This is a genomic window from Lactobacillus mulieris (assembly GCF_007095465.1).
In the GTDB taxonomy this organism is placed as follows: Bacteria; Bacillota; Bacilli; order Lactobacillales; family Lactobacillaceae; genus Lactobacillus; species Lactobacillus mulieris.
Genome location: NZ_SDGL01000005.1, coordinates 89,463 through 112,508, shown reverse-complemented (window position 1 = coordinate 112,508; position 23,046 = coordinate 89,463). Strand labels below are relative to the sequence as shown.

At 34.3% G+C, this 23,046-nt stretch carries 18 protein-coding genes and 1 tRNA gene; 15 read left to right on the top strand and 4 right to left on the bottom strand.

The window, feature by feature from the left end; translation table 11 throughout:
- The 12 genes from infB (at nt 1) to ETI37_RS03315 (ending at nt 15,342) form a co-directional block, all read left to right on the top strand.
- Nucleotides 1-2,700: a translation initiation factor IF-2 gene (gene infB, locus ETI37_RS03370; protein ID WP_143458392.1), complete on the top strand. Its 2,700-nt coding sequence runs from the start codon at nt 1-3 to the stop codon at nt 2,698-2,700.
- Nucleotides 2,701-2,711: 11 nt separating this feature from the next.
- Nucleotides 2,712-3,068 (top strand): ribosome-binding factor A, encoded by a 357-nt coding sequence (locus ETI37_RS03365; RefSeq protein ID WP_006586859.1) that lies wholly within the window; start codon nt 2,712-2,714, stop codon nt 3,066-3,068.
- A 37-nt stretch (nt 3,069-3,105) separates the two neighbouring features.
- Nucleotides 3,106-3,993 (top strand): tRNA pseudouridine(55) synthase TruB, encoded by an 888-nt coding sequence (gene truB / locus ETI37_RS03360; protein ID WP_006587350.1) that lies wholly within the window; start codon nt 3,106-3,108, stop codon nt 3,991-3,993.
- Between the two features lie 18 nt (nt 3,994-4,011).
- The gene (ribF, locus tag ETI37_RS03355; RefSeq protein WP_006586857.1) at nt 4,012-4,950 is read left to right on the top strand and encodes a riboflavin biosynthesis protein RibF; all 939 of its coding nucleotides are present in this window, start codon (nt 4,012-4,014) and stop codon (nt 4,948-4,950) included.
- A gap of 119 nt (nt 4,951-5,069) precedes the next feature.
- Nucleotides 5,070-6,113, top strand: coding sequence for a heat-inducible transcriptional repressor HrcA (gene hrcA, locus ETI37_RS03350; RefSeq protein ID WP_006586856.1), 1,044 nt, complete (start codon nt 5,070-5,072; stop codon nt 6,111-6,113).
- A 13-nt stretch (nt 6,114-6,126) separates the two neighbouring features.
- Nucleotides 6,127-6,708, top strand: a complete 582-nt coding sequence (grpE, locus tag ETI37_RS03345) for a nucleotide exchange factor GrpE (protein ID WP_006586855.1) — start codon at nt 6,127-6,129, stop codon at nt 6,706-6,708.
- Nucleotides 6,709-6,759: 51 nt separating this feature from the next.
- A complete protein-coding gene (gene dnaK / locus ETI37_RS03340; RefSeq protein ID WP_006586854.1) occupies nt 6,760-8,601 on the top strand; it encodes a molecular chaperone DnaK in 1,842 nt (613 codons plus the stop codon).
- Between the two features lie 71 nt (nt 8,602-8,672).
- The gene (dnaJ, locus tag ETI37_RS03335; RefSeq protein ID WP_006586853.1) at nt 8,673-9,809 is read left to right on the top strand and encodes a molecular chaperone DnaJ; all 1,137 of its coding nucleotides are present in this window, start codon (nt 8,673-8,675) and stop codon (nt 9,807-9,809) included.
- A gap of 176 nt (nt 9,810-9,985) precedes the next feature.
- Nucleotides 9,986-11,824: a translation elongation factor 4 gene (gene lepA, locus ETI37_RS03330; RefSeq protein WP_006586852.1), complete on the top strand. Its 1,839-nt coding sequence runs from the start codon at nt 9,986-9,988 to the stop codon at nt 11,822-11,824.
- 1 nt (nt 11,825) lies between these two features.
- A complete protein-coding gene (locus tag ETI37_RS03325) occupies nt 11,826-12,536 on the top strand; it encodes a class A sortase (protein ID WP_006587349.1) in 711 nt (236 codons plus the stop codon).
- Nucleotides 12,536-14,797: a single-stranded-DNA-specific exonuclease RecJ gene (gene recJ / locus ETI37_RS03320; protein ID WP_006586850.1), complete on the top strand. Its 2,262-nt coding sequence runs from the start codon at nt 12,536-12,538 to the stop codon at nt 14,795-14,797. The genes ETI37_RS03325 and recJ overlap by 1 nt, the downstream gene beginning before the upstream one ends.
- A gap of 17 nt (nt 14,798-14,814) precedes the next feature.
- Nucleotides 14,815-15,342: an adenine phosphoribosyltransferase gene (locus tag ETI37_RS03315; protein WP_006586849.1), complete on the top strand. Its 528-nt coding sequence runs from the start codon at nt 14,815-14,817 to the stop codon at nt 15,340-15,342.
- Nucleotides 15,343-15,399: 57 nt separating this feature from the next.
- Here ETI37_RS03315 and ETI37_RS03310 read toward each other — a convergent pair whose 3' ends face one another.
- Together ETI37_RS03310 and ETI37_RS03305 are read right to left on the bottom strand one after the other, a co-directional pair.
- On the bottom strand, nt 15,400-17,676 hold the full coding sequence (locus ETI37_RS03310; RefSeq protein WP_006586848.1) for an HAD-IC family P-type ATPase: 2,277 nt from the start codon (nt 17,674-17,676) through the stop codon (nt 15,400-15,402).
- Between the two features lie 63 nt (nt 17,677-17,739).
- Nucleotides 17,740-18,249 carry a DUF1836 domain-containing protein gene (locus ETI37_RS03305; protein WP_006586847.1) on the bottom strand — a complete coding sequence of 170 codons (510 nt, stop codon included), beginning with the start codon at nt 18,247-18,249 and terminating at the stop codon, nt 17,740-17,742.
- Nucleotides 18,250-18,365: 116 nt separating this feature from the next.
- On the opposite strand from ETI37_RS03305, the gene ETI37_RS03300 reads away from it, so the two are divergent.
- Complete coding sequence (locus ETI37_RS03300) at nt 18,366-19,196, top strand: DegV family protein (protein ID WP_006587347.1); 831 nt, start codon at nt 18,366-18,368, stop codon at nt 19,194-19,196.
- A 508-nt stretch (nt 19,197-19,704) separates the two neighbouring features.
- Here ETI37_RS03300 and ETI37_RS03295 read toward each other — a convergent pair.
- Nucleotides 19,705-20,274, bottom strand: coding sequence for a phosphatase PAP2 family protein (locus ETI37_RS03295; protein WP_143458391.1), 570 nt, complete (start codon nt 20,272-20,274; stop codon nt 19,705-19,707).
- Between the two features lie 114 nt (nt 20,275-20,388).
- Here ETI37_RS03295 and ETI37_RS03290 point away from each other — a divergent pair.
- A tRNA-Ser gene (locus ETI37_RS03290) sits at nt 20,389-20,475 on the top strand.
- Nucleotides 20,476-20,614: 139 nt separating this feature from the next.
- Here the strand turns inward: ETI37_RS03290 and ETI37_RS03285 are convergent.
- Entirely contained in the window at nt 20,615-22,153 is a 1,539-nt protein-coding gene (locus ETI37_RS03285; RefSeq protein WP_006586844.1) for an autotransporter outer membrane beta-barrel domain-containing protein, read from the bottom strand.
- A gap of 188 nt (nt 22,154-22,341) precedes the next feature.
- On the opposite strand from ETI37_RS03285, the gene ETI37_RS03280 reads away from it, so the two are divergent.
- Nucleotides 22,342-23,028, top strand: coding sequence for a DUF554 family protein (locus tag ETI37_RS03280; protein ID WP_022091179.1), 687 nt, complete (start codon nt 22,342-22,344; stop codon nt 23,026-23,028).
- Nucleotides 23,029-23,046 lie beyond the last annotated feature (18 nt).

The following is a 23,046-nucleotide window of genomic DNA, read 5'->3' as shown; positions in this document are numbered from 1 at the left end:
ATGGCTAAGCAGAGAATATATGAATTAGCAAAGCAATTAGGTTTGAATAATAAGGTCTTGGTTGATAAGGCTAAAGAATTAGGCTTTAATATCAAAAACCACATGTCATCACTTTCTGATACAGAAGTGAATGAATTGAAAAATAAGGTGAAGCCTTCCACTCCAGCTAAGAGTCAAAATGATGAAAAGAAAACAGAAAAAAAAGATAATAAAATCAAACTTTCTGTTTCCTCAATCAGAAGACCAGCTTCACAATCAAAGAATCATTCAAAGCATCAACATAGTGATCAAGCTAAAAAGCGTAGCAATGATTCTTCAAACAAGCGACGCAATCGTCACGAAAGTAATAAAAAACAAAATAATAAGTCACCTAAAGTCAATAAGGCTAGAGACTTATTAGCAGAACTCCAACAAAAGCAACGTGCTGAAGAAACAACATTAGCCAAAGAATCTGAAAAAGCTCGTAAAATTTGGCACGAAGAAAAGAATAAAGTTCAGAACGAAGATACAGAAAACCAAAATTCTCAAAAGAAAGATACTAACGAAGTGACTAATCAACCAGAAGAAAAGAAAACCAAAAAGGTTTTAGGACCAAAAATTCTTAAACCATCTCCTGCTAGAAATCGTCCTAAGACTGAAGAAAATAAGCAAAAACAAAATCAGAAATCAAAACCTAAGAGAAAACCAGCTATGAATCGGACACCACAAATTCCGGTAATGCCAGAAGAAAGTGTTAAACCTGATTCACGTAGAAATGGTAATGGACACGGCAGAAATACTGGAAAACCAGGTAGAAAGGGCCGTGACAATAATAACTTTGACCGTCGTAATGAACATTTAGATAAGATGGAAAGAAGAAAACGGAAGAACAAGCATAATAATCATGCTGAAGAAGTTAGAAAGCCAAAAACAGTTCGTAAAGAACGTCCATTACCTGAAGTACTTGTGTTTGAAGAAGGTATGAATGCACAAGACTTAGGTAAACTTTTACACAGAGAACCAGCTGAAATTGTTAAAAAGCTTTTTCTGCTTGGTGTTATGACTAACCAAAACCAATCCCTTGATAAAGATACAATTGAACTTTTAGCTGCAGAATATGGTATTGAATCAAAGGAAAAAGTTCATGAAGATATTTCCGATATTGATAATCTTTACCAAAAAGAAGTTGAAGCTTCTAAAGAGTCTAAGCATCAAGAAAGCAGACCGCCAGTTGTAACCATTATGGGTCACGTTGACCATGGTAAGACTACTTTGCTTGATAGATTACGTCATACTAATGTTTCAGAACATGAAGCTGGTGGTATTACTCAAAAAATCGGTGCTTACCAAGTTCGTGTTGATGATCGTTTAATTACATTCCTTGACACACCTGGTCACGCTGCCTTTTCAAATATGCGTGCTCGTGGGGCTGAAGTAACTGATATTGTTGTTTTAGTAGTAGCAGCTGATGATGGTGTAATGCCTCAAACCATTGAAGCGATTGACCATGCCAAAAGTGCAGGTGTTCCAATTATTGTTGCAATTAATAAGATGGATGCACCAGGTGCAAACCCAAGTCACGTTACAGAACAGTTAATGAAATATAACTTAATTCCTGAAGATTATGGTGGAGATACTATCTTTGTTAAGATTTCTGCTAAAACAGGGGATAACGTTGAAGAATTATTGCAAATGATTCTTTTACAGGCTGATGTTCTTGAACTTAAAGCAGATCCTCATCAAAAAGCAATTGGTACAGTTGTTGAAGCACGTTTGTCACGTGGTCGTGGTCCAGTAGCAGATATCTTAGTTCAACAAGGTACTCTTGAAGTAGGTGACCCAATTGTTGTCGGAAATACATTTGGACGTGTTCGTGTTATGACAAATGATAAGGGACGCCGAGTTAAGAAAGCTACTCCATCAATGCCAGTTGAAATTACTGGTTTGAATGATGTACCAGAATCAGCTGATAAGTTTGTAGTCTTTGAAGATGAAAAGACAGCACGTGCAGTTGGTGAACAACGTGCCCAAAATGCTTTGCAAAAGCAACGTGAGAAGGTACAACATGTTACTCTTGATAACTTATTTGATACAATGAAACGTGAAAACATGAAGGAAGTTGGCATTGTATTAAAGGCTGATGTTCAAGGGTCAGTTGAAGCTCTTTCTCAATCACTTGAAAAGATTGAAGTTGAAGGCGTACGAGTTAATATTATTCACTCAGGAGTAGGTGCAATTAATGACTCTGATGTTACGTTAGCAAGTGCTTCAAATGCTTTCATTATTGGATTTAACGTTCGGCCAACTGCAACTGCTAAATCACAAGCTGAAAGTGATGAAGTTGATATTCGCTCATACAGCGTTATTTATAAAGCAATCGACGATGTAGAAGCAGCCATGAAGGGTATGCTTGAACCAACATACGAAGAAAAAGTAACTGGTAACTTAACTATTCGTGAAACTTGGAAAGTTTCAAAAGTTGGTACAATTGCTGGTGCATTTGTTGATTCAGGATATATTCATAGAGATAGCGGTATTCGTGTTATCCGTAATGGTGTTGTTATCTATGATGGTCAAGTGGCCTCCCTTAAGAGATTTAAAGATGATGTTAAGGAAGTTAAGCAAGGCTTCGATTGTGGTTTAACAATTGAAAACTATAATGACCTTAAAATTGATGATGAGCTTGAAGCATATGAAATGCAAGAAGTTAAGCCTAAGTAAGGAGAACTAGCATGAAACACAGAATAGGTCGGGTTGAAGGAGAAATTTTGCGAGAATTATCAAAAATTTTGCAAAAAAAGATTCGTGACCCACGTTTGAGTGATGTAACCTTGACTGCTGTTGAATGTACCAATGATTTCTCTTATGCTACAGTTTATTATTCTTTATTGACTGAAGATGGAAATAAAGAAAAAGAAGTAGCCGAAGGTTTAGAAAAAGCAAAGGGATTAATGAGACACTTATTAGGCCAAGAATTGACTGTTTATAAAGTGCCTGAATTAATCTTTAAGAGAGATACTTCGGTACAATACGGTAGTAAAATTGATAAATTAATTGCTCAACTAAAAAAGCAAGAAAATGACAGATAAAAAAGCGCCCTAGGGCGCTTTTATTGTAGGTGGAAATATGATAAATGGAATTTTAGTGATTAATAAAAGTAAGGGTATGACGAGTGGAGATGTTGTCTATAAATTAAGAAAAATTTTAAAAACCAGAAAAATTGGTCATGCTGGGACGCTTGATCCAGAAGTAGAGGGAGTCTTGCCGATTGCAATTGGACAGGCAACTAAATTAATTGAATTAATGCATGAAAGACCAAAATCATATACTGGTAGAGGGTTATTAGGCTTTTCTACTGATAGTTATGATACAGAAGGAAAGGTTTTGCAAAGAAAAGCTGTATCTGAAAAAATTCCTTTAGAAGAAATTCAAAAAGGGATGAATAGCTTTTTAGGCAAAATAGATCAAGTCCCACCAATTTATTCTGCAGTCAAAGTAAATGGAAAACGACTTTATGAGTATGCAAGAGAAGGGATTCAAGTAACTCGACCTGTAAGAAGTGTAGAGATTTTTAAATATAAGCTACTAGAACCTGTTAATTACCAAAATGAACAAGAAGAATTTGGCTTTAACATTGAGTGTTCCAAAGGAACGTATGTAAGAAGCTTAGTAAATGATTTGGGTGAAAAATTAGGTTACCCAGCAGTTATGACATATTTACAAAGAACTAGTAGTTCGGGTTTTAATTTAGAGAAAGCAGTGAAGCTAGAAGAATTAGAAGCCAATCCTGAATTAGTTCTTAAATATATTTTGCCAATTGATTCATTCTTTGCTGATTATGAAACAATTGATATGAGCGAACAAATTTGGAAGAAAGTTAAAAATGGGAATGCGATTTCATTAAGAAATGATGCAAAAAAGATCGCTTTACGCTACAATAAAAAAGTCAAAGCAATTTATGAATTGAAATCGCATACATATAGACCATATTTAATGCTTTTACAAAATGAATAATAGTAGAAGGAATCAATTTTGGAAATAATTCATCTTAGTTATCCTATTAAAAAAGAATTAACTCGCACTCATGTAGTTTTGGCTTTGGGGTTTTTTGATGGGGTACATATTGGACATCAAAAATTAATTAAACGCGCTCAAGAAGTAGCAAAGAAAAAAAGTTTACCTTTAATGGTATTGACTTTTGATCGCCATCCTAAAGAAATCTATTTAGGTAGAACGGATTTTGAATATTTGGATAATCTTCCTGAAAAAGCTGAAAAAATGGAAAAATTGGGAGTTGACTATCTTGCTGTTGCTCCATTTACAGAGGGCTTTAGTAAGTTAAGTCCACAAGAATTTGTCGATCAAGTTATCATAAAATTAAAAGCAGATGCGGTAGTAGCTGGATTTGATTATACTTATGGGCCAAAAGATATTGCTAATATGGAAAATCTACCATATTTTGCAAAAAATAGATTTGAAATTGTTATTTTGCCTGAACAAACTAGTGGTGGTTGCAAAATAGGTTCAACTGCAATTAGACAAGCAATTCGCAATGGAAATTTAGAATTAGCTACTAATTTGTTAGGAAGTCACTATATAATGTCAGGAATTGTTGGACATGGTTTACGCAATGGGCATAAACTTGGCTTCCCGACAGTTAATTTGGTTTTAAATGATCGCAAAGTTATTCCTAAAATTGGAGTTTATGCAACAAGAACTTTGGTTCATGGCAAGTGGTATGATTCAATGACTAGTGTTGGCTATAACGTAACAATCCAAACTGGTAAAAAAATTTACATAGAGTCACATTTATTTGATTTTGATGAAGATATTTATGATGAAGAAATAAGTATTGAATGGTATCACTATACTAGAGGCGAAATAAAATTTTCTAGTTTAGATGAATTAAAAGAGCAACTTATTAAAGACGAGAAAGAAATTCGGAAATACTTTAAGAATATAAAGAACTAGGTAACTAGTTCTTTTTTTGCATAAAAAATTAGCAAAGGACTTGCATTAGTGCTAATTTATTAGTATATTATTCATGTTAGCACCTGAGAGTTATGAGTGCTAATTAAGAGGTCGAGAATATGTTAACCGAACGTCAAGAGCTTATTTTGAAAACAATCATTAAGGACTTCACGCAGACGCATGAGCCCGTAGGCTCCAAAACTGTGATGAGTCAACTGCCAATGAAGGTTTCTAGTGCAACCATTAGAAATGAAATGGCGGTGTTAGAAGAACAAGGTCTTATTGAAAAGACACATTCTTCAAGTGGTCGTATTCCATCAAGTGATGGTTATCGCTACTACCTTGATCATTTAGTTGAACCATTACAACTACCTGAGTCTGTTTATAATCAAATTGTTTGCCAATTGGATCGTCCATTTCATCAAGTGAATGAAATTGTGCAAGAAGCAGCTAAGATTTTGTCAGATTTGACAAATTATACTGCTTTTGCAGAAGGGCCAGAATCCAGACATGTTTTAATAACTGGTTTTAGGATTGTCCCTTTATCTAATCGACAAGTTATGGCAATTTTGGTTACAAATAATGGAAATGTTCAAAGCCAAGTCTATTCTCTACCAAGATTTACTAATGGTGAAGAAATAGAAAAGGCTGTTCGTTTAATAAATGATGAATTGGTTGGTAAAAGCTTATCAGCTGTTTCACCAGAAATGCTTAGTGAGTTAGTGAGTCACCAATTAGGTGGCAATGCTGATGATTTATTAAGTTTGCTAGCAGACGTCTTGAAAGATGCGGCTAGTGAACAGATGTATGTTGATGGTCAAATAAATCTTTTGAATAATGCTACAGGCAATGTTCAAGACATTCGATCTTTGTATGAAATGTTTGATCAAAATGACATGATTAGTAGCTTATTGAGTTTTGAAGGTGATGATTCTGATGAGCATTTTCCAGTTCAAGTTAAATTGGGTTCAGAACTTCCAAGTGATTTACTAAAAAATTATAGTTTACTTACAGCAAGCTATAGTGTTGGAAGTCATGGCAGAGGCACAATTGCCTTATTGGGACCAACGAATATGCCTTATTCACAAATGATTGGTTTAATGGAATATTTCAGACAGGAATTAGCGAAGAAACTACTCGATTATTACGGAAAATTTCAGTAAAGGAGGGAAGGTCTTGAGTAAAAAAGAATTTCCAAGTGAAAAAGACCTTGATCAAAAGCCTAAAGAAGATTTAAAGCATAAGGAAACAAAAATAACTTCTTCTAAGGCTGATAAAGATACCCAAAAAGTTGGGGAAGATCTTGCTAAAGAAATTGAGCAATTAAAAGCTGCAAAAGCTGAACTTGAAGATAAATATCTACGAAGTGAAGCTGAAATTCAAAATATGCAAAATCGCTACAATAAAGAACGTGCGCAACTTATTAAATATGAATCCCAATCTTTAGCAAAGGATATTTTACCAGCAGTTGATAATTTGCAAAGGGCTTTAAGTGTAAAAGTAGATGATGAAGCTTCTAAACAATTAAAAAAGGGTGTTGAAATGACCTTAGATGCTATGGTTAAGGCAATGGCTGATCATGGTATTACTGAAATTAAGGCTGAAGGTGCAAAATTTGATCCTAATTTGCATCAAGCTGTTCAAACAACAGTTGCAGAAAATGATGAACAAAAAGATCACGTTGTTCAAGTTTTGCAAGCGGGCTATCAATATAAAGATCGGACTTTACGTCCAGCAATGGTTATTGTTGCCCAATAATTAATTAAGCTTATTTAAAAAATAAAAAGAAATAAGAAAGGACTTTTTGATATGTCAAAAGTTATTGGTATTGACTTAGGGACTACTAACTCAGCAGTTGCTGTTTTGGAAGGTAAAGAACCAAAGATTATTACTAACCCTGAAGGTAACAGAACTACACCATCTGTAGTTGCTTTCAAGGATGGAGAAATTCAAGTTGGTGAAGTAGCAAAGCGTCAAGCAATCACTAACCCAAATACTATTGTGTCAATTAAGCGTCACATGGGTGAAGCAGGATACAAGGTTAAGGTTGGCGACAAGAGCTATACTCCACAAGAAATTTCTGCGATGATTTTGCAATACATCAAGAAGTTCTCAGAAGATTATCTTGGTGAAGAAGTAAAGGATGCAGTTATTACTGTTCCTGCATACTTCAATGACTCACAACGTCAAGCAACTAAGGATGCTGGTAAGATTGCAGGATTAAATGTTCAAAGAATTATTAATGAACCTACTGCATCTTCACTTGCTTATGGTCTTGATAAAGATGAAGAAGATGAAAAGATTTTAGTATACGACCTTGGTGGTGGTACTTTCGACGTTTCCGTTTTGGAATTAGGTGACGGCGTCTTCCAAGTACTTTCTACTAATGGTGATACTCACCTTGGTGGTGATGATTTCGACCAAAAGATTATGAATTGGTTGATTGAAAACTTCAAGGCTGATAATGGTGTAGACTTATCTAAGGATAAGATGGCACTTCAAAGATTAAAGGATGCTGCTGAAAAAGCTAAGAAGGACTTATCAGGTGTAAGTTCAACTCATATATCACTTCCATTTATTTCTGCAGGTGAAAGTGGTCCACTTCACTTGGAAGCTGATTTAACTCGTGCTAAATTTGATGAATTAACTCATGACTTAGTTGAAAGAACTAAGATTCCATTTGATAATGCGTTGAAAGATGCTGGCTTAACTGTTAACGATATTGATAAAGTTATTTTAAACGGTGGTTCAACTCGTATTCCAGCTGTTCAAGAAGCAGTTAAGAAGTGGAGTGGCAAAGAACCTGACCACTCAATCAACCCTGATGAAGCTGTTGCCTTAGGTGCAGCTGTTCAAGGTGGTGTTATTTCAGGTGATGTTAAGGATGTTGTTTTACTTGATGTAACTCCTTTATCACTTGGAATTGAAACCATGGGTGGAGTCTTCACTAAGTTAATTGATAGAAACACTACTATTCCAACTTCAAAAAGCCAAATCTTCTCAACTGCTGCAGATAATCAACCAGCTGTAGATATTCACGTTTTGCAAGGTGAACGTCCAATGGCAGCTGATAACAAGACATTAGGTAGATTTGAGTTAACTGATATCCCAGCTGCACCACGTGGTGTGCCACAAATTCAAGTTACCTTCGACATTGACAAGAACGGTATCGTAAATGTTTCTGCTAAGGACATGGGTACTGGTAAGGAACAAAAGATTACTATCAAGTCATCATCAGGTTTATCCGACGAAGAAATCAAGCGTATGCAAAAAGAAGCAGAAGAACACGCTGATGAGGATAAAAAGAAGAAAGAAGAAGCAGACTTACGTAATGAAGTAGATTCATTAATCTTCACTACTGAAAAGACTTTGAAAGAAGTTGGCGACAAGGTTCCTGCAGATGAAGTATCTAAAGTTAAGGATGCTTTGGAAGCACTTAAGAAAGCTCAAAAAGATAACAACTTAGATGAAATGAAAGAAAAGAAGGACGCTTTATCTAAGGTTGCACAAGATTTAGCAGTTAAGTTGTATCAAGCCAATGGTGCTCAAGGTCAAGCAGGCCAAGCTGGTCCAAACCCATCAGATAATAATGATGGCAATAATGGAGATACTGTCAATGGTGACTTTAAAAAAGTAAACCCTGACAAGTAATGCTATAATGGTTGAAAGTTAAGGACTAATTTTAGTCCTTTTCTTTTATCAAAGATAAGGAGCGTTAGAAAATGGCGACAAGTCGCGATTACTATGACATTCTGGGATTGGATAAAAATGCGAGTGAGCAAGATATCCAGAGAGCTTACCGGAAGTTATCCAAAAAATATCACCCAGATATTAATAAAGCACCAGACGCAGAAGAAAAATTTAAAGAAGTTAACGAAGCTTATGAAGTATTACATGATAAGCAAAAACGCGCACAATATGATCAATTTGGCCAAGCTGGTGTAAATGGTCAGGCCGGATATGGTGCTGGTAATGGTCAATATGGTGATTTCAGTAACTTTAGTGGTTTTGGCGATATTTTTAGTGATATTTTTGGTGGAGCTAGTCAAAGACATGTTGATCCAACAGCCCCTGTTAAAGGTGACGATTTAGACTATACAATGACAATTGACTTCATGGATGCCATTAAAGGTAAGACTTCTAACGTAACTTACACTAGAAGTGAAACTTGCGAAGTTTGTCATGGTACTGGGGCAGAGAAGGGAACCCATCCGATTACTTGTGACAAGTGTCATGGTAGTGGATATATGACAGTTACTCAACAATCCATGCTTGGTGTAATTCAAAGACAGACTTTATGTGATAAGTGTCATGGAAAAGGTGTTATTATTGAACATCCTTGTGCTACTTGTCATGGTGCAGGTCATACTGATAAAAAGCAAACTCTTGAAGTTAAGATCCCTGCTGGGATTGACAATGGTCAACAAATTCGATTGAGTGGTCAAGGTGAAGCTGGGAAAAATGGTGGACCTTATGGTGACTTATACATTGTCTTTCGAATTAGACCAAGTAAAGACTTCACTCGTCGTGGTAACACAATTTATACAACTGTTCCAATTTCATTTGCTCAAGCAACTTTGGGTGATGAAATTAAAATTAAGACTGTTAATGGCGAAACTAGTCTGAAAATCCCTGCTGGCACTCAACCTGGTGCTAAGTTCACTATTCGTGGAGAAGGTGTACCTTATCTTCGTGGAGATGGCAAAGGTGACCAGATCTCAACTGTTGAAGTAGTAATCCCTAAGTCAATTAACGACAAACAAAAACAAGCCTTGGTTGATTTCGTTAAAGCTGGCGGAGACTCAATAACTCCGCAGGAAAAAAACTTCTTTGAACGATTAAAAGACAAATTAGGCTAAATTATGAATTAGTAAAAAGAGCTGTAAGGCTCTTTTTTTGTTAGCATTGACTATAAAACTTAATATTATTTTACTTGAATTAATATATAGCTAAATATTAGTGAGATTTTCTCTTTTTATTTGTCCCTTAATGCCTATTTGCTATAATAGGAATAGACTAAAAAGGATGGAACTATATGGACCTCAAAAAACTTAAAGATTATCAAAAACACATTCGTAATTTTTCAATCGTTGCCCATATTGACCATGGTAAATCAACGATTGCTGATAGAATTTTGGAATTAACTGATACTGTTGCTCAAAGACAACTGAAAAGTCAAATGCTTGATGATATGCCTTTAGAGCGTCAAAGAGGTATTACTATTAAGTTAAACTCAGTTGAAGTAAAGTATCATGCTAAAGATGGCGAAGACTATATTTTTCACTTGATTGATACCCCAGGACACGTTGATTTTTCATATGAAGTATCACGTTCGCTTGCCGCATGCGAAGGGGCTTTGTTAGTAGTTGATGCTTCTCAAGGTGTACAGGCTCAAACTTTGGCTAACACTTATTTAGCAATTGATGATGATTTAGAAATTTTGCCTGTTATCAATAAAATAGATTTACCATCTGCAGACCCTGAAAACGCCAAAATGGAAATTGAAGAAATGTTAGGTCTTGATGCTAGTGATGCAGTTGAAGTTTCTGGTAAAACTGGATTAGGAATTCCAGAGTTGCTTGAGCGAATTGTAACTGACATTCCGGCACCACAGGGAGATTTGGAAGCACCTCTTAAGGCTTTGATTTTTGATTCTAAATATGATGATTACCGTGGGGTTGTTTTAGCTGTTCGAATTGAAGATGGAATGGTAAAGCCTGGAGACGAAATTGAAATTATGAATACTCACAAAAAGTATGAAGTTACTGAAGTGGGTGTTTCTAACCCTCATCCTGTAAAAAAAGATATGCTTGTTGCAGGAGATGTAGGTTATTTAACAGCTAATATTAAATCCGTTCGTGAAACTAGAGTTGGGGATACAATTACATCAGCAAAAAAGCCGACTGAAGAAGCATTACCAGGTTATCGACAAATTCCTCCAATGGTTTTCAGTGGGATGTATCCAGTTGATAATAGCAAATATGACGACTTGAAAGAAGCCTTAGAAAAGTTGCAATTAAATGATGCTGCACTTGAATTTGAACCTGAAACTTCAACTGCGTTAGGATTTGGTTTTAGATGTGGATTTTTAGGTTTGCTTCATATGGACGTGGTGCAAGAAAGATTAGAGCAAGAATTTGATCTTGATTTAATTATGACGGCTCCATCTACTGATTATCATGCGATAATGAACGATGGAACTACCAAGGTGATTGATAATCCTTCAGATTTACCAGATGCGGGTGAATATAAGGAAGTTCAAGAGCCATATGTTAAAGCTGAAATAATGGTTCCTAATGATTTTGTAGGTCCTGTAATGGAATTGTGTCAAAGAAAACGTGGCGAATTTCAAACGATGGACTATTTAGATAAATATCGAGTAAATGTTATTTATCATATTCCTTTAGCTGAAATAATTTTTGACTTTTTCGATGATCTTAAATCCTCAACTAAGGGGTATGCATCGCTTGATTATGAAATCATTGGCTATCGCGCAACTGATTTAGTAAAAATTGATGTCTTACTCAATAAAGAGCCAATTGATGCGTTAAGCTTTATTGCACACAGATCTGATGCACAGGCTCGTGCTCGCCAAATGACTTCATTATTGAAAAAGCTTATTCCTCGTCAGAATTTTGAAGTTGACATTCAGGGAGCTATTGGTGCAAAAATCATTTCACGTGCAACGATTAAACCATATCGTAAAGACGTTACAGCTCGGATTCATACTGGTGATCCGGATCGACGTGCAAAATTGCTTGATAAGCAAAAGCGTGGTAAGAAACGGATGAAGGCGGTTGGAAAAGTAGAAGTTCCACAGGATGCTTTCATGGCAGTTTTGAAAATGAATGATGACGATATCAAGGGAAAGTAAAATGACGGATGACAATAAACAAAAATTAAGTAAGAAATCTAAAACTAGCAAGAAAACAATTTTATTAAGAGTTTTAGCAGTTATTTTATTCATTGTTGGTATTATTTTGGTCTTTAATGGTCCAATTCAAGAGTATTTTGTTAAACAAAACCAAACTTCAACCTTGCAAGGACTAACGAAAAAAACAGTAGCAGCTAATCAAAAGAAAAAAGGAATGTTTGATTATAGCAAGGTACAGGATATTGATATTGCCAAGGTTACGCGTTCACGTGTAAAAAATACCGCTAATGCTATAGGTGCAATTGCGATTCCAAAAGTTAATCTATATTTGCCAATTTTGCTAGGATTAAGTGATGATTCATTGTCTACTGGTGCTGGTACAATGAGAGAAGATCAAGTGATGGGAAAAGGAAATTATCCATTAGCTGGTCACTATATGACTGCCAAAGGTGTTTTATTTTCACCAATTGAAGATACCAAAATTGGTCAAAAGGTATATTTAACTGACTTAAAGAAAGTTTATGTTTATAGAATTTACATGAAGCGAGTTGTAGATCCAACCGCTGTTTGGTTAGTCAATAATACCAAAAGTAATATCGTAACATTAATCACATGTGCTGACGGTGGTATAAATCGTTGGGCCGTTCGTGGTAAATTAATCCAGACCAAAAAAGCAACAACTAAGAACTTGAGTGTATTTAAATTAAAATAATGACTTGGAAAAAAAGAGAAGCAACAGAATTATCGAGTGAATTAATAGAAAAATATCAACTTAGCCCACTTACGGCTAAGTTATTTTCTTTGCGTGAAATTAACACAGATGAGAAATTAAATTATTGGCTTAATAGTACAGAGGAAGATTTTGCAGATCCATATTTAATGCATGGGATGCAAGAAACCGTTGATCGCATTAATCAAGCAATTGATAATTTTGAAAAAATTACAATTTATGGTGATTATGATGCAGATGGTATTACTGCTACAACAATTATGTATGAAACCCTAGCAATTTTAGGAGCAGATGTCCATTACTTTATTCCTGATCGTTTTAAAGATGGATATGGACCAAGTATGAAACGTTATCAACAAATCGTTGCAGATGGGACTAAATTAATTATTACCGTTGATAATGGTGTAACAGGGATTGAAGAAGTGAGGTATGCTCAAGATAATGGGTGTGATGTTATCGTGACAGACCATCATAGTTTTCAAGAGCAAATGCCTGAGGCAAAAGCAATAGTTCACTGTAATTATCCAAATCAAAAATATCCATTTGATGATTATTGTGGTGCTGGGGTTGCTTACACAATATGCCGCGCCTTAATGGAAGATACTATGCCTGAACTAATAGAATTAGCGATGATTGGGACAATAGGTGATATGGTGAAAGTATCTGGAGAAGGCCATATTATTGTTAAGCGTGGTTTAGAATTGCTAAATCATACGCAACGACCAGGATTACGCGCTTTAATTAAAGAAGCAGGGCTTGAGTTAGGGAATATTGATGAAACAGATACTGGCTTTCAAATTGCTCCAAGATTAAATGCAACAGGTAGATTAGCAAGTGCAAGATTAGCTGTTGATTTACTTTTATCAGACGACTTAGAGGAAGCCCAAAAATTAGCCAAAAAAGTTGAAGAATTAAATAATGAACGTAAAGAATTGACCCAAAAAGTATATGAGTCTGCTTTAAATCAAATAAAGAAATTTGGATACAATAGCCAAAATACTTTAGTTTTATATGATTCTAGCTGGCACGAAGGGGTTTTGGGTTTAGTAGCGAATAAAATAGTAGAAAAAGTTCATAAACCAACAATTTTACTCACTAAAAATGAAGATGGCTTAGTCAAAGGATCTGGAAGAAGTAATGCAGGTTTTAATTTATTTGAGGCCTTATTTAAATTAAAAGATTCTTTATTTGAAAATTTTGGTGGACATGATTTTGCTTGTGGTCTGTCACTAAAAGAAGATAAGATTAATTCTTTGCGGAAAGCATTTGAAAATAGTTATCAAGCTAGTTCGAATAATGCTATTGATTATTATGATTTGGATTTAGATACCAATAGTGTTGATTTATCAATTTTAGATGATATGAAAAAAGTTGGACCTTTTGGAACAGATAATCCAGAGCCGGTATATTGCGTTAAGGAACCAGAAATTTCTTCTTTATTTGTAATTGGAAAAGATAAAAACCACTTAAAATTTAATGTTGGCAACTTGAAAATAATAGGTTTTAATATGGCCTATTTGACTCAGAACTTGTTACCATATGTTACAGCAATTTATTTGAACATTAGTAAAAATATGTGGCAAAAGAAGCTTTCTCTGCAGGGGCAACTGAAATCAATAGATTTTGGTGTACCAAGTTTTTCTTTAGGCAAGAATAAGGCAATAGATTTTCGAAGACAAAGGCATATTTTAGGTTTTGCGGATCGGTTTGTTTTGTTTGATGAACATAATTTAAATAAGGCAGTTGGTCAGTTGGGAATTGACCAAGATAAAATTATTTTGGCAAAAGATTATGAAGGAAGCGGAGAGATTGTTACTTTGCTTGATGCGCCACATAATCGTCAGGAATTGGATCAAGTTCTAAAAAACGAATATCAGCAATTATATTTACGATTTATGATAGATCAATTACCAATTTCGATGATGCCTAGTCGAACAGAGTTTGCTAAAACATTAAAATATGTTTATTCACACCCCAATCTTAAACCAGAAGATTATCGGCTTGTAGCACCATATCTTGGTCTTGATGGAGATAGTATTTACTTTATTTTGAGGGTGTTTTTAGAGCTAGAGTTTGTTAAAATGGATAAGGCAGAACTTGTTCCAAATAAGGTGGCTAATCATAAAAAATTAACTGATTCGCGCTATTTCTTAGGGACGCAGTCACAGCTGAATTTTGTAACAAGTTTGAGAACCATGCCGTCTAGTCAATTGCTAGCGTATGTTAACCAGCATTTAAAATAACGGAGGTCGTTATCAACATGACAGTTGATTTTAAGAAGTATATTGCAAGCGTGCAGGATTTTCCTAATAAGGGAATTGTTTTTCGGGATATCACTCCTATCTTGTCTGATGGTGAAATCTTTAGAGCTGCAACTCATGAATTAGCAGAATATGCCAAAAAACGTGGTGCAGACGTAATTGTTGGACCAGAAGCACGTGGTTTTATTGTGGGATGTCCAGTTGCTACTGAATTAGGAGTAGGATTTGTTCCTGCAAGAAAGCCTCACAAATTACCTCGTGAAGTTGAAAGAGCATCATATGATTTAGAATATGGTTCAAATAGTTTAGAAATGCATAAAGATGCTATTAAACCAGGTCAAAAAGTTGTTATTTGTGATGACTTGATGGCAACAGCTGGAACTTTACATGCTGCTATTGAATTGATTGAACGGCTTGGTGGAGAAGTAGTTGGTGCAGCTTTTTATGTTGAATTACCTGATTTAAAGGGTAGAGAAAAGTTGCCAAATATTGATATCTTTTCACTTGTTCAATACCATGGTGCTTAATTATATTGAATAAGAAAAAGCTCACTTCATTTGAAGTGAGCTTTTTGCATATCAGAATTATCTATTTTTCATAATAGGCTGATAAATTAAGTCAATTATTATTGCGCTTATTAGAGAAACGATAATAACTAAGCCAAGATTAATTATCGAAATCTGTGTCATTGCAATTCCAAGTAACGCTAATGCAAAGGTTAAGGCTACATCAATAATTTGAACTGTACCTACTAAACGGGATGGATGTGATTGCCAGAAGTAAGTTTTGGTTCTAGTTATTAATACGATTAACATCGCACTTAACACGCAGTATACGTAAACCATTGTTCCAACTTGACCTTGCGTGAAACCTAGTTTATTGTTCATAAACCAAACAAATAAACAACCAATTAATGTCCAACCAGAAGCCAGTGACATTGAAACTTTTGCCATTCGGTCTATGTTCCAATTTTCAGGTTTATAAGTAATATGGGTATTGTCTGTTCCAATCATCATAGTAACCATATTATTCATAATAGTGTAAATAACCATCGCATTTAAGGCCATTGGTAGATATCCAAATAAAAGATATCCAAAGGTTAAAATCATTGTTAACTCAGCAGTTCTTGATAACTTAGTTAATGACCAAGTCGTCATCCTTTGGTAAACTCTGTGACCAGCATCTAATATTTTAACAATTGGCATTAAACCATCATCAAGTAATACCATCTTACCGCTTCGCTTAGCAACATCGGCAGCGTTAGCTACAGCAATACCAACTTCTGCTTGTTTTAAAGCAGGAGCGTCGTTGACACCATCACCAGTCATTCCAACGATAAAGCCTTTTTCTTGGAAGAATTTGACCATTTTAAGCTTGTCTTCTGGTAAAACATCAGCAATTCCTGCAAGAGAATCTAAGTCTGTTTGTTCATTAAAGTCATGAATAGAAATTACATTTCCAGTTAATGAAACTTGTTTTGCTACAGCTGCGGCAGTTCGTTGATTATCACCAGTTAACATTATTGGTCGAATACCACGCTTTTTGAGTTCTGCCAAAGCAGCTTTAGAATCACTTCTTACTTTATCTTGCAATATAAAGACCGCAGCTAACTTATTGTCAATTAGCAATGCAACAGAACGGCCAGCTGTAAAATCGATGTCTTTAATTTTTTCATTGGCATTAGTATCAATTAAAGATAATTGTTTAAATGAGCCAAGTTTTAAATTTTGACCATTTACAACTGCTTCAGAATATCCAGTATCAGAAGTAAATGGGACAAATTTTTCTGGAGTTAGAGAAGTAAGGCCTTTTTGTTCTGAATATTCAATAATTGCAGCATCAATTATTGAGGTGTTACGTTTATCAGTGGCAGCTTCAGCAAATTGTAAAACTTCAGAATCTGATAATGAACTCAAGTTAGTCAAACTAGACACAGCTGTTTTATTTTCAGTAATTGTGCCAGTTTTATCTAATAAAATTAAATTTAGGTTGGCAGCATCTTGAATTCCTGTTAAATCAGAAGTTAAGACGCCTTCTTTACTTAAACGCTTGGCTTCAAATGAATTAGAAATTGCAAACGTTGATGGCATAGCAACTGGAATTGAAGCAATGAACATCATAGCAAGGAAAGGTAGCATTTGGATTACTCCGTGAATACCTTCTCCGCGCATAAAAGCAGCAATAATGATAATAATTGTCAGAGTCAAACTAAGCATACAAAGGTAAAAAATAATCTTAGTTAACAATTGTTGTAAGTGTCCTGGAGCAGCTGATTGATTAATCAGATTAATAGTTTTACCTGAACGGGAATTAGCACCAGTTGCTGTGACAATTGCTAAACCAGAACCATCTACAACAGTTGTTCCAGCATAAGCAGTATCATTTAATTGCTTATTAACTGGTGCGGATTCACCAGTTATAGAGCTTTCATCGCAAGTGATTTTACCATCTTTTAAACTAACATCGGCAGCTAAAACATCTCCGCGCTTTAAATTTATTAAATCTCCAACAACTAATTGTTTGGAATTTAATTTAATCCACTTACCATCACGTTCTACAGCTACAGTAGGGGTTAGCTCATGAGAAATATCATTTAAAACTCTGCGAGACTTTTTCTTTTGAGTAGCTCCATTGTATGCTGCAAATAACAGCATTAATAAGACGAATCCAGCTTGAATACCTTTTCCTAAAACTAATTCAAGTAGTAAAGCAGCCTCTAAAATCCAAGCAGATAGATTCCATAACTTAGATAAGAAAGCTTTCCAAAAATTAAATTCAGGTTCTGGTACTTCATTTGGACCATCCTTTTTCAGCCGTTTTTCTGCTTCAGCAGAAGTAAGGCCATGTAATTGTGTTTCCATACATTTCCCCCATGTCTACAATAGTTTCTTTAAAATAGTTTATCAAAAAAATAATCTAATTAACTATTTCGTTACTGAAAAATAAGAATTTAAATAAATTTCATGAACTGCCGCTAAAATTATGTTGCGCAAAATTTCTTTTTCTGTAGTTTGAGTTTTTCCAATATTATCAAGTTGAGTTTTTAACTGATAAACGTATTCTAAACAGTTAATACTTTCTTCTCTTAAATATTGATAAGCGACATCAATATTATAGCTGTTATCTTGCATTTTTATGGCAACCTTTAAATTATCAAGTGAAAGGACTGGCTTAGCAAATGCAATAAAAATTAGACGCGCAATTTGCTGTCGACTATAACGTTTCTTGATTGGTTTTTCAATGATTCCCTTTTTTACGTAGTTGCTAATCATAGAATTAGTTAAATATAGTTCAGAAAAGGGTGCTAAGCTTTGATTGATAAATTGGCAGGTTTGCTCAAGATATAGTCCGATATCGGGAATTTCACTAAAAGCGGGGAGTGAAAATTTTGCAACGTCAGATTGAATCTGGTTTAAGATTGATGAATTTTCCATAAATAACTCCTTTGACTTGACTTTTATATTTAATAAACATTATCATAGCACTATCGGTTATTAAAAAACTGATAAAGAGATTTTTATTAACGAAAGTAAACAAAAAAGAGAGAACTATGGAAGAAATTAAATTAATAGTTGATTCAAGTAGTAACTTGAAGTCAGATTCAAAAAGCAATTTAACGGTTGTACCATTAACAATTAATTTAGGTAATCAAACTTTTTTAGATAATGATCAAATGGATTATTCAGCTTTTTTAGATAAAATTTATGAAAATAAAGAAAAGTCAGGTACTTCATGTCCTAATTTGCAAGAATGGCTTGATGCTTTGGCTGGCAGTAAGAAGGCGATTATTTTAACAGTTACTAGTGGTTTAAGTGGTACATATTCATCCGCAAAACAGGCTGTAGAAATCTATCAAGAAGAAAATCCAGATAGTGAGGTTCTAGTACTTGATTCTAAATCAGCTGGACCAGAACTTAAATTATTGGTAGATAAATTAATAGAATTGGTTCAAAATACTAGTTTTAATTCTATTGGTGAAAGTATTAAAACTTATCAAGCTAGTACACACTTATTATTTAGTTTGGAATCACTTCATAATTTAGCAGTAAATGGCAGAATTAGTTCAGCAGCTGCTAGAATTGCTGGTATGTTACATATTCGGATGATTGGTGAGGCAAGTGCTGAGGGAACTCTTGAGCCTTTGGGTAAAGCGCGAGGGAGTAAGAAAACAGTTTTAGAGCTTTTTAAAAATATGGAAAAGCAAAATTATTCAGGTGGCAAAGTCTATATTGATCATGTTGATAATTTGAAGGATGCCGAAAGTTTAAAAGAAAAAATTAGTGAGAAGTATCCTGAAGCGCAAATAGAAATTGGCATTTGTCATGGTCTTTGTAGTTTTTATGCCGAAAAGGGTGGATTAATGGTTGGCTTTGAAAATTAAGCCGCCTTTTTTATTAATTAATAAAATAACTAAATAAATAACACTTGATAGTAAAACTATATCTATCATTGAAAAGAATAGCAAAATTCTATCAATATTTTACTTGTTTAAAATAAGAAAACTTGTTAAACTATACTATAGTTTCAAGAAAAACAGGCTTTTTAGCTTGAAAAATGAAACAATTTATTCTAGTTAGTTAAATAACAGTTTTTAAACGATGAGGTAAAAACTGGATTAATAGTCAAAATATTCATCATTAATCTTATTCATTGATGGAAAGAACTCCCACAACTCCAATTAGAAGCAATTATTCTACCCACACTAGCTCCCCCCCTAATATGCTAGTATTTATTCGAAACATTTCTAATTTGTAGTTAGGCTTTTCTCCCACTAATTTAGTTTAACTACATTCTTTCCTAAAAGATTATTTTTACTATGAGGTACAGACTGCTAGATAAAAACCTAAAGAAAAAGCTCCGTTATTTAACGGAGCTTTTTTATTTAATATTTAAGCAATAAACGGCATTGTTAGCAGAAAACAAAAGATAGAAAGAGCAGTTGCGCCGACAATATCAGAAGGATAATGTGCTTTCAAAATAATTCTTGAAAAAACAACTAAACACCAAAGTGAAAATAAGACAAAGAATAAACTAACTCCGAGAATCCCGCCATAAATCTGCCAAATAATTAAGCTTAAACTAGTAATACTTAAAACATGACCACTAGGAAAAGAATATGATTGACGAGTGTTTTCACTAGGCCTTTTTCTTTTAATCGTATGCTTTAACAAAATACCTATAATATCTGTAATAGCCAAAGTAACTAAAACCCATATTGCTTTCTTTATTTCACCATTGAATAGTAAAACTGCTGCAAGCAAGGTGTCCCAAAAAGCTATTAGCTTTGGCTCATTTAAAAATTCAATTATTGACCAAAAACTACCTTGAACTGGGTGGATTAACCGTTGGTGCCAACTACTGTCGAGATGGCGAAACTTTTTTGAATTTTCAAGTTTATAAATCAAAATAAACAAAATCGTTGCACTCAATATAAGGGCAATTAACGAAGATAAATTCACGATAACTACCTCGCATTCATTTAGTTATTTTAACAGATATTAGAAAAAGAGGTATATTTTTTGTAAAAGTTTTAGACTTAAAAGTTATTTTTCGCTATAATGGAGTCTAGTCATGGAGTGTTGGCAGAGTGGTAATGCACCGGACTCGAAATCCGGCGAACCGATTTTTTCGGCGCGCAGGTTCAAATCCTGTACACTCCTTATATGGGACTAAGAATGTTGGTATATCAATGTTTTTAAGCTAAAAAGTGCTTTTTGAAAGAAAAAAACAAAAATAAAAGAAGCAATTAACTGCTAAATGTTCAATGTGTTTAGTACGTTAGCTGCTTCTTTTTATTTTTTAATATGAAAATTCAGTCTTAGTGTTGAAATATTTGTCAAAAGCTGTTCTTGAAACACTACTTTTACTTAATTTGTTAGCAGAACTAGTTGTTACTTTTTTACTATAGCTTCCATTTACAGTAATTTTATATTTACTGGTTCCTTTAACTAAGGTTTTACCAGCTGAATTGACAATAGTAACAGTTTTACCTGAATTATCAACAATTTTTGCACCTGCTTCAACATTTAAATTACTTACAGTTGAATTGCCAGTTACTACCCATTTGGAGCCTTTAGTAAGATTGATTGTAATTGGAGCAGAAGTTTTGCTAGAACTTGTTGCCTTGGAATTGGTTGTGATTGAAGTTTTACCAGTATAAGTTGAATTCTTTAACAAATAAAGCTTAAGACTAGAAATATTATCAACTGAGATGTTACCGTTCAATTTTTGCTTAATGCCAGTGAAAGTTACTTTACCACCATTTGAACCAGCACTGCCCCAAAAGTTTGAGTTATTACCTTCAATGGTTAATAAGTTCACTTTATTTGAATTGAAATTTAACTTAGTATTTTTGAGTACTACATTGGCGCTAGTGTTAGTAACATAAAACATTGCGCCAGAATCAATTGAAGTTGACAAGCTAGAATTTACAGCTTGAAATTTTGCGGATTCACTAGTTGAAGTATCAGCGTCACCTGACATTGACTGGTAGAGAATTACACCATTTTTAATTGGATCAGAGCCCGTTTTTTTGTTGTTAGTAGATGATAACTTAGAATTAGAAATATAAATGTTGTTGTAACCTTCCATACCAGCAATTTGAGAGCCAGTAGCGGTCCCAGTTACGTTATTTACTTCAATATTTCCAGTTGAATAAATTAATGGAGAGCCACTACCAGCGGTTTTTAGTTTAGAGTTAGTGACACTTACGTTTCCGCCTCCACGGTCAGTTGCTAAGGCTGCAGAATGATCTCCCTTAGTAGAAATGCTTAATTTATTGGCAATAATTGTACCACCATAAGTTGCATCTAAACCACGTGAATTGGCCGAACCAGTTGTTGTGATAGAGGTGTTATTTGCATAAATAGTTGCTTTATTTGAAGCAAAAATTCCATTAGCGCCAGTTGCATTACTTTTGATTTTTGAATTCTTAATATATGCAGTAGACTTTTTTCCAGTTGCTAGTAAGACAGAATTGGTTCCATAAAAGTTGTTATTATCATCATTAGATGAAGAACCTGTTTTGTTTAAGGTAACGCGATTTAAAGTTAATGTGCCGGCATTTTCTATTAACGCAACGTTTTTATCTTTGCTTGAACTAGATAAGGTTTTATTGAGTAATTTGCGACTAGTTGAATTTGCTAAGACTGAAGCGGATAAACTACCAGTATAATCATAACTTTGGGTATTAGCACCACCTTTTTTTGAACCAGAAGGCATTGAGGGTGGGGTAGTATTAGCAGCACTCACATTTTGATTAGTGATAATTGCTGTTTCACCAGCAATTGTTAATGCTATTAAAGGAATGCTAATGAGCTTTAATTTCTTTCTTTTCATAAGTGTAGAACTCCTTTCATTCACTGGCTATAATTTAACTGACAAATATGACTTTTCTTTGATGAAAAAAATAAGTTAGTGTTACCAATTTTAGAAAAAGTAAATGTTTTGATTGGAAAAATGAAATCATTTTATATAAAATGATAAAGATAAAAAATAAGTTAAATTGATTTGTGGGACGTGAAATTTTGATTGGTATTTTAATTAACGGATTGGCTGTAGTGATTGGAACAGCAATCGGATGTCTGTTTAAGCAGCATTTAAAAGAGAAATATATTGATGCTCTCTGGCTTGCTCTGGGCTTGGCCGCATTGGGAGTTGGAGTTAATACTGTGGTTAACTACATGAATAAGTCAAATTTCCCCCTCTTATTTGTTGTGAGCTTAACTTTAGGGGCTTTAATAGGTAAATTCTTTGAAGTTGACCAACATGTTGAAAGTTTACTTGAAACCAAGTTTACCAGTGAATTGGCAAAAGGTGTCGCAACCGCTACTTTTTTAGATTGTATTGGGGCACTTAGTTTATTGGGGCCAATAAATGCAGCTAAGACTGGTGATTTAACTTTTTTATTGACTAATGCATCTTTAACTTTTGTATGTGCTATTATTTTTGGTGCTAGTTTTGGTTGGGGGATGCTTTTGGAAACACCTATTTTATTAGGCTGGTTTTTCTTGATCTTTTGTCTTGTTAAAGTAGGCTTTGCAAATTTCTTTAGTATGGAATTAGTTAATGAGCTTTGTCTTGTTGGTGGCTTTCTGATTACAGCAAGTGGAATTAGCTTGTTAAAAATTCGTGAAATTAAAAGTTTGGATTTATTGCCAAGTTTATTGGTGCCTATTTTCTATTTTTTAGGTAAAATGATTTTTCATTATTAATAAACCTGAATTTGCTAT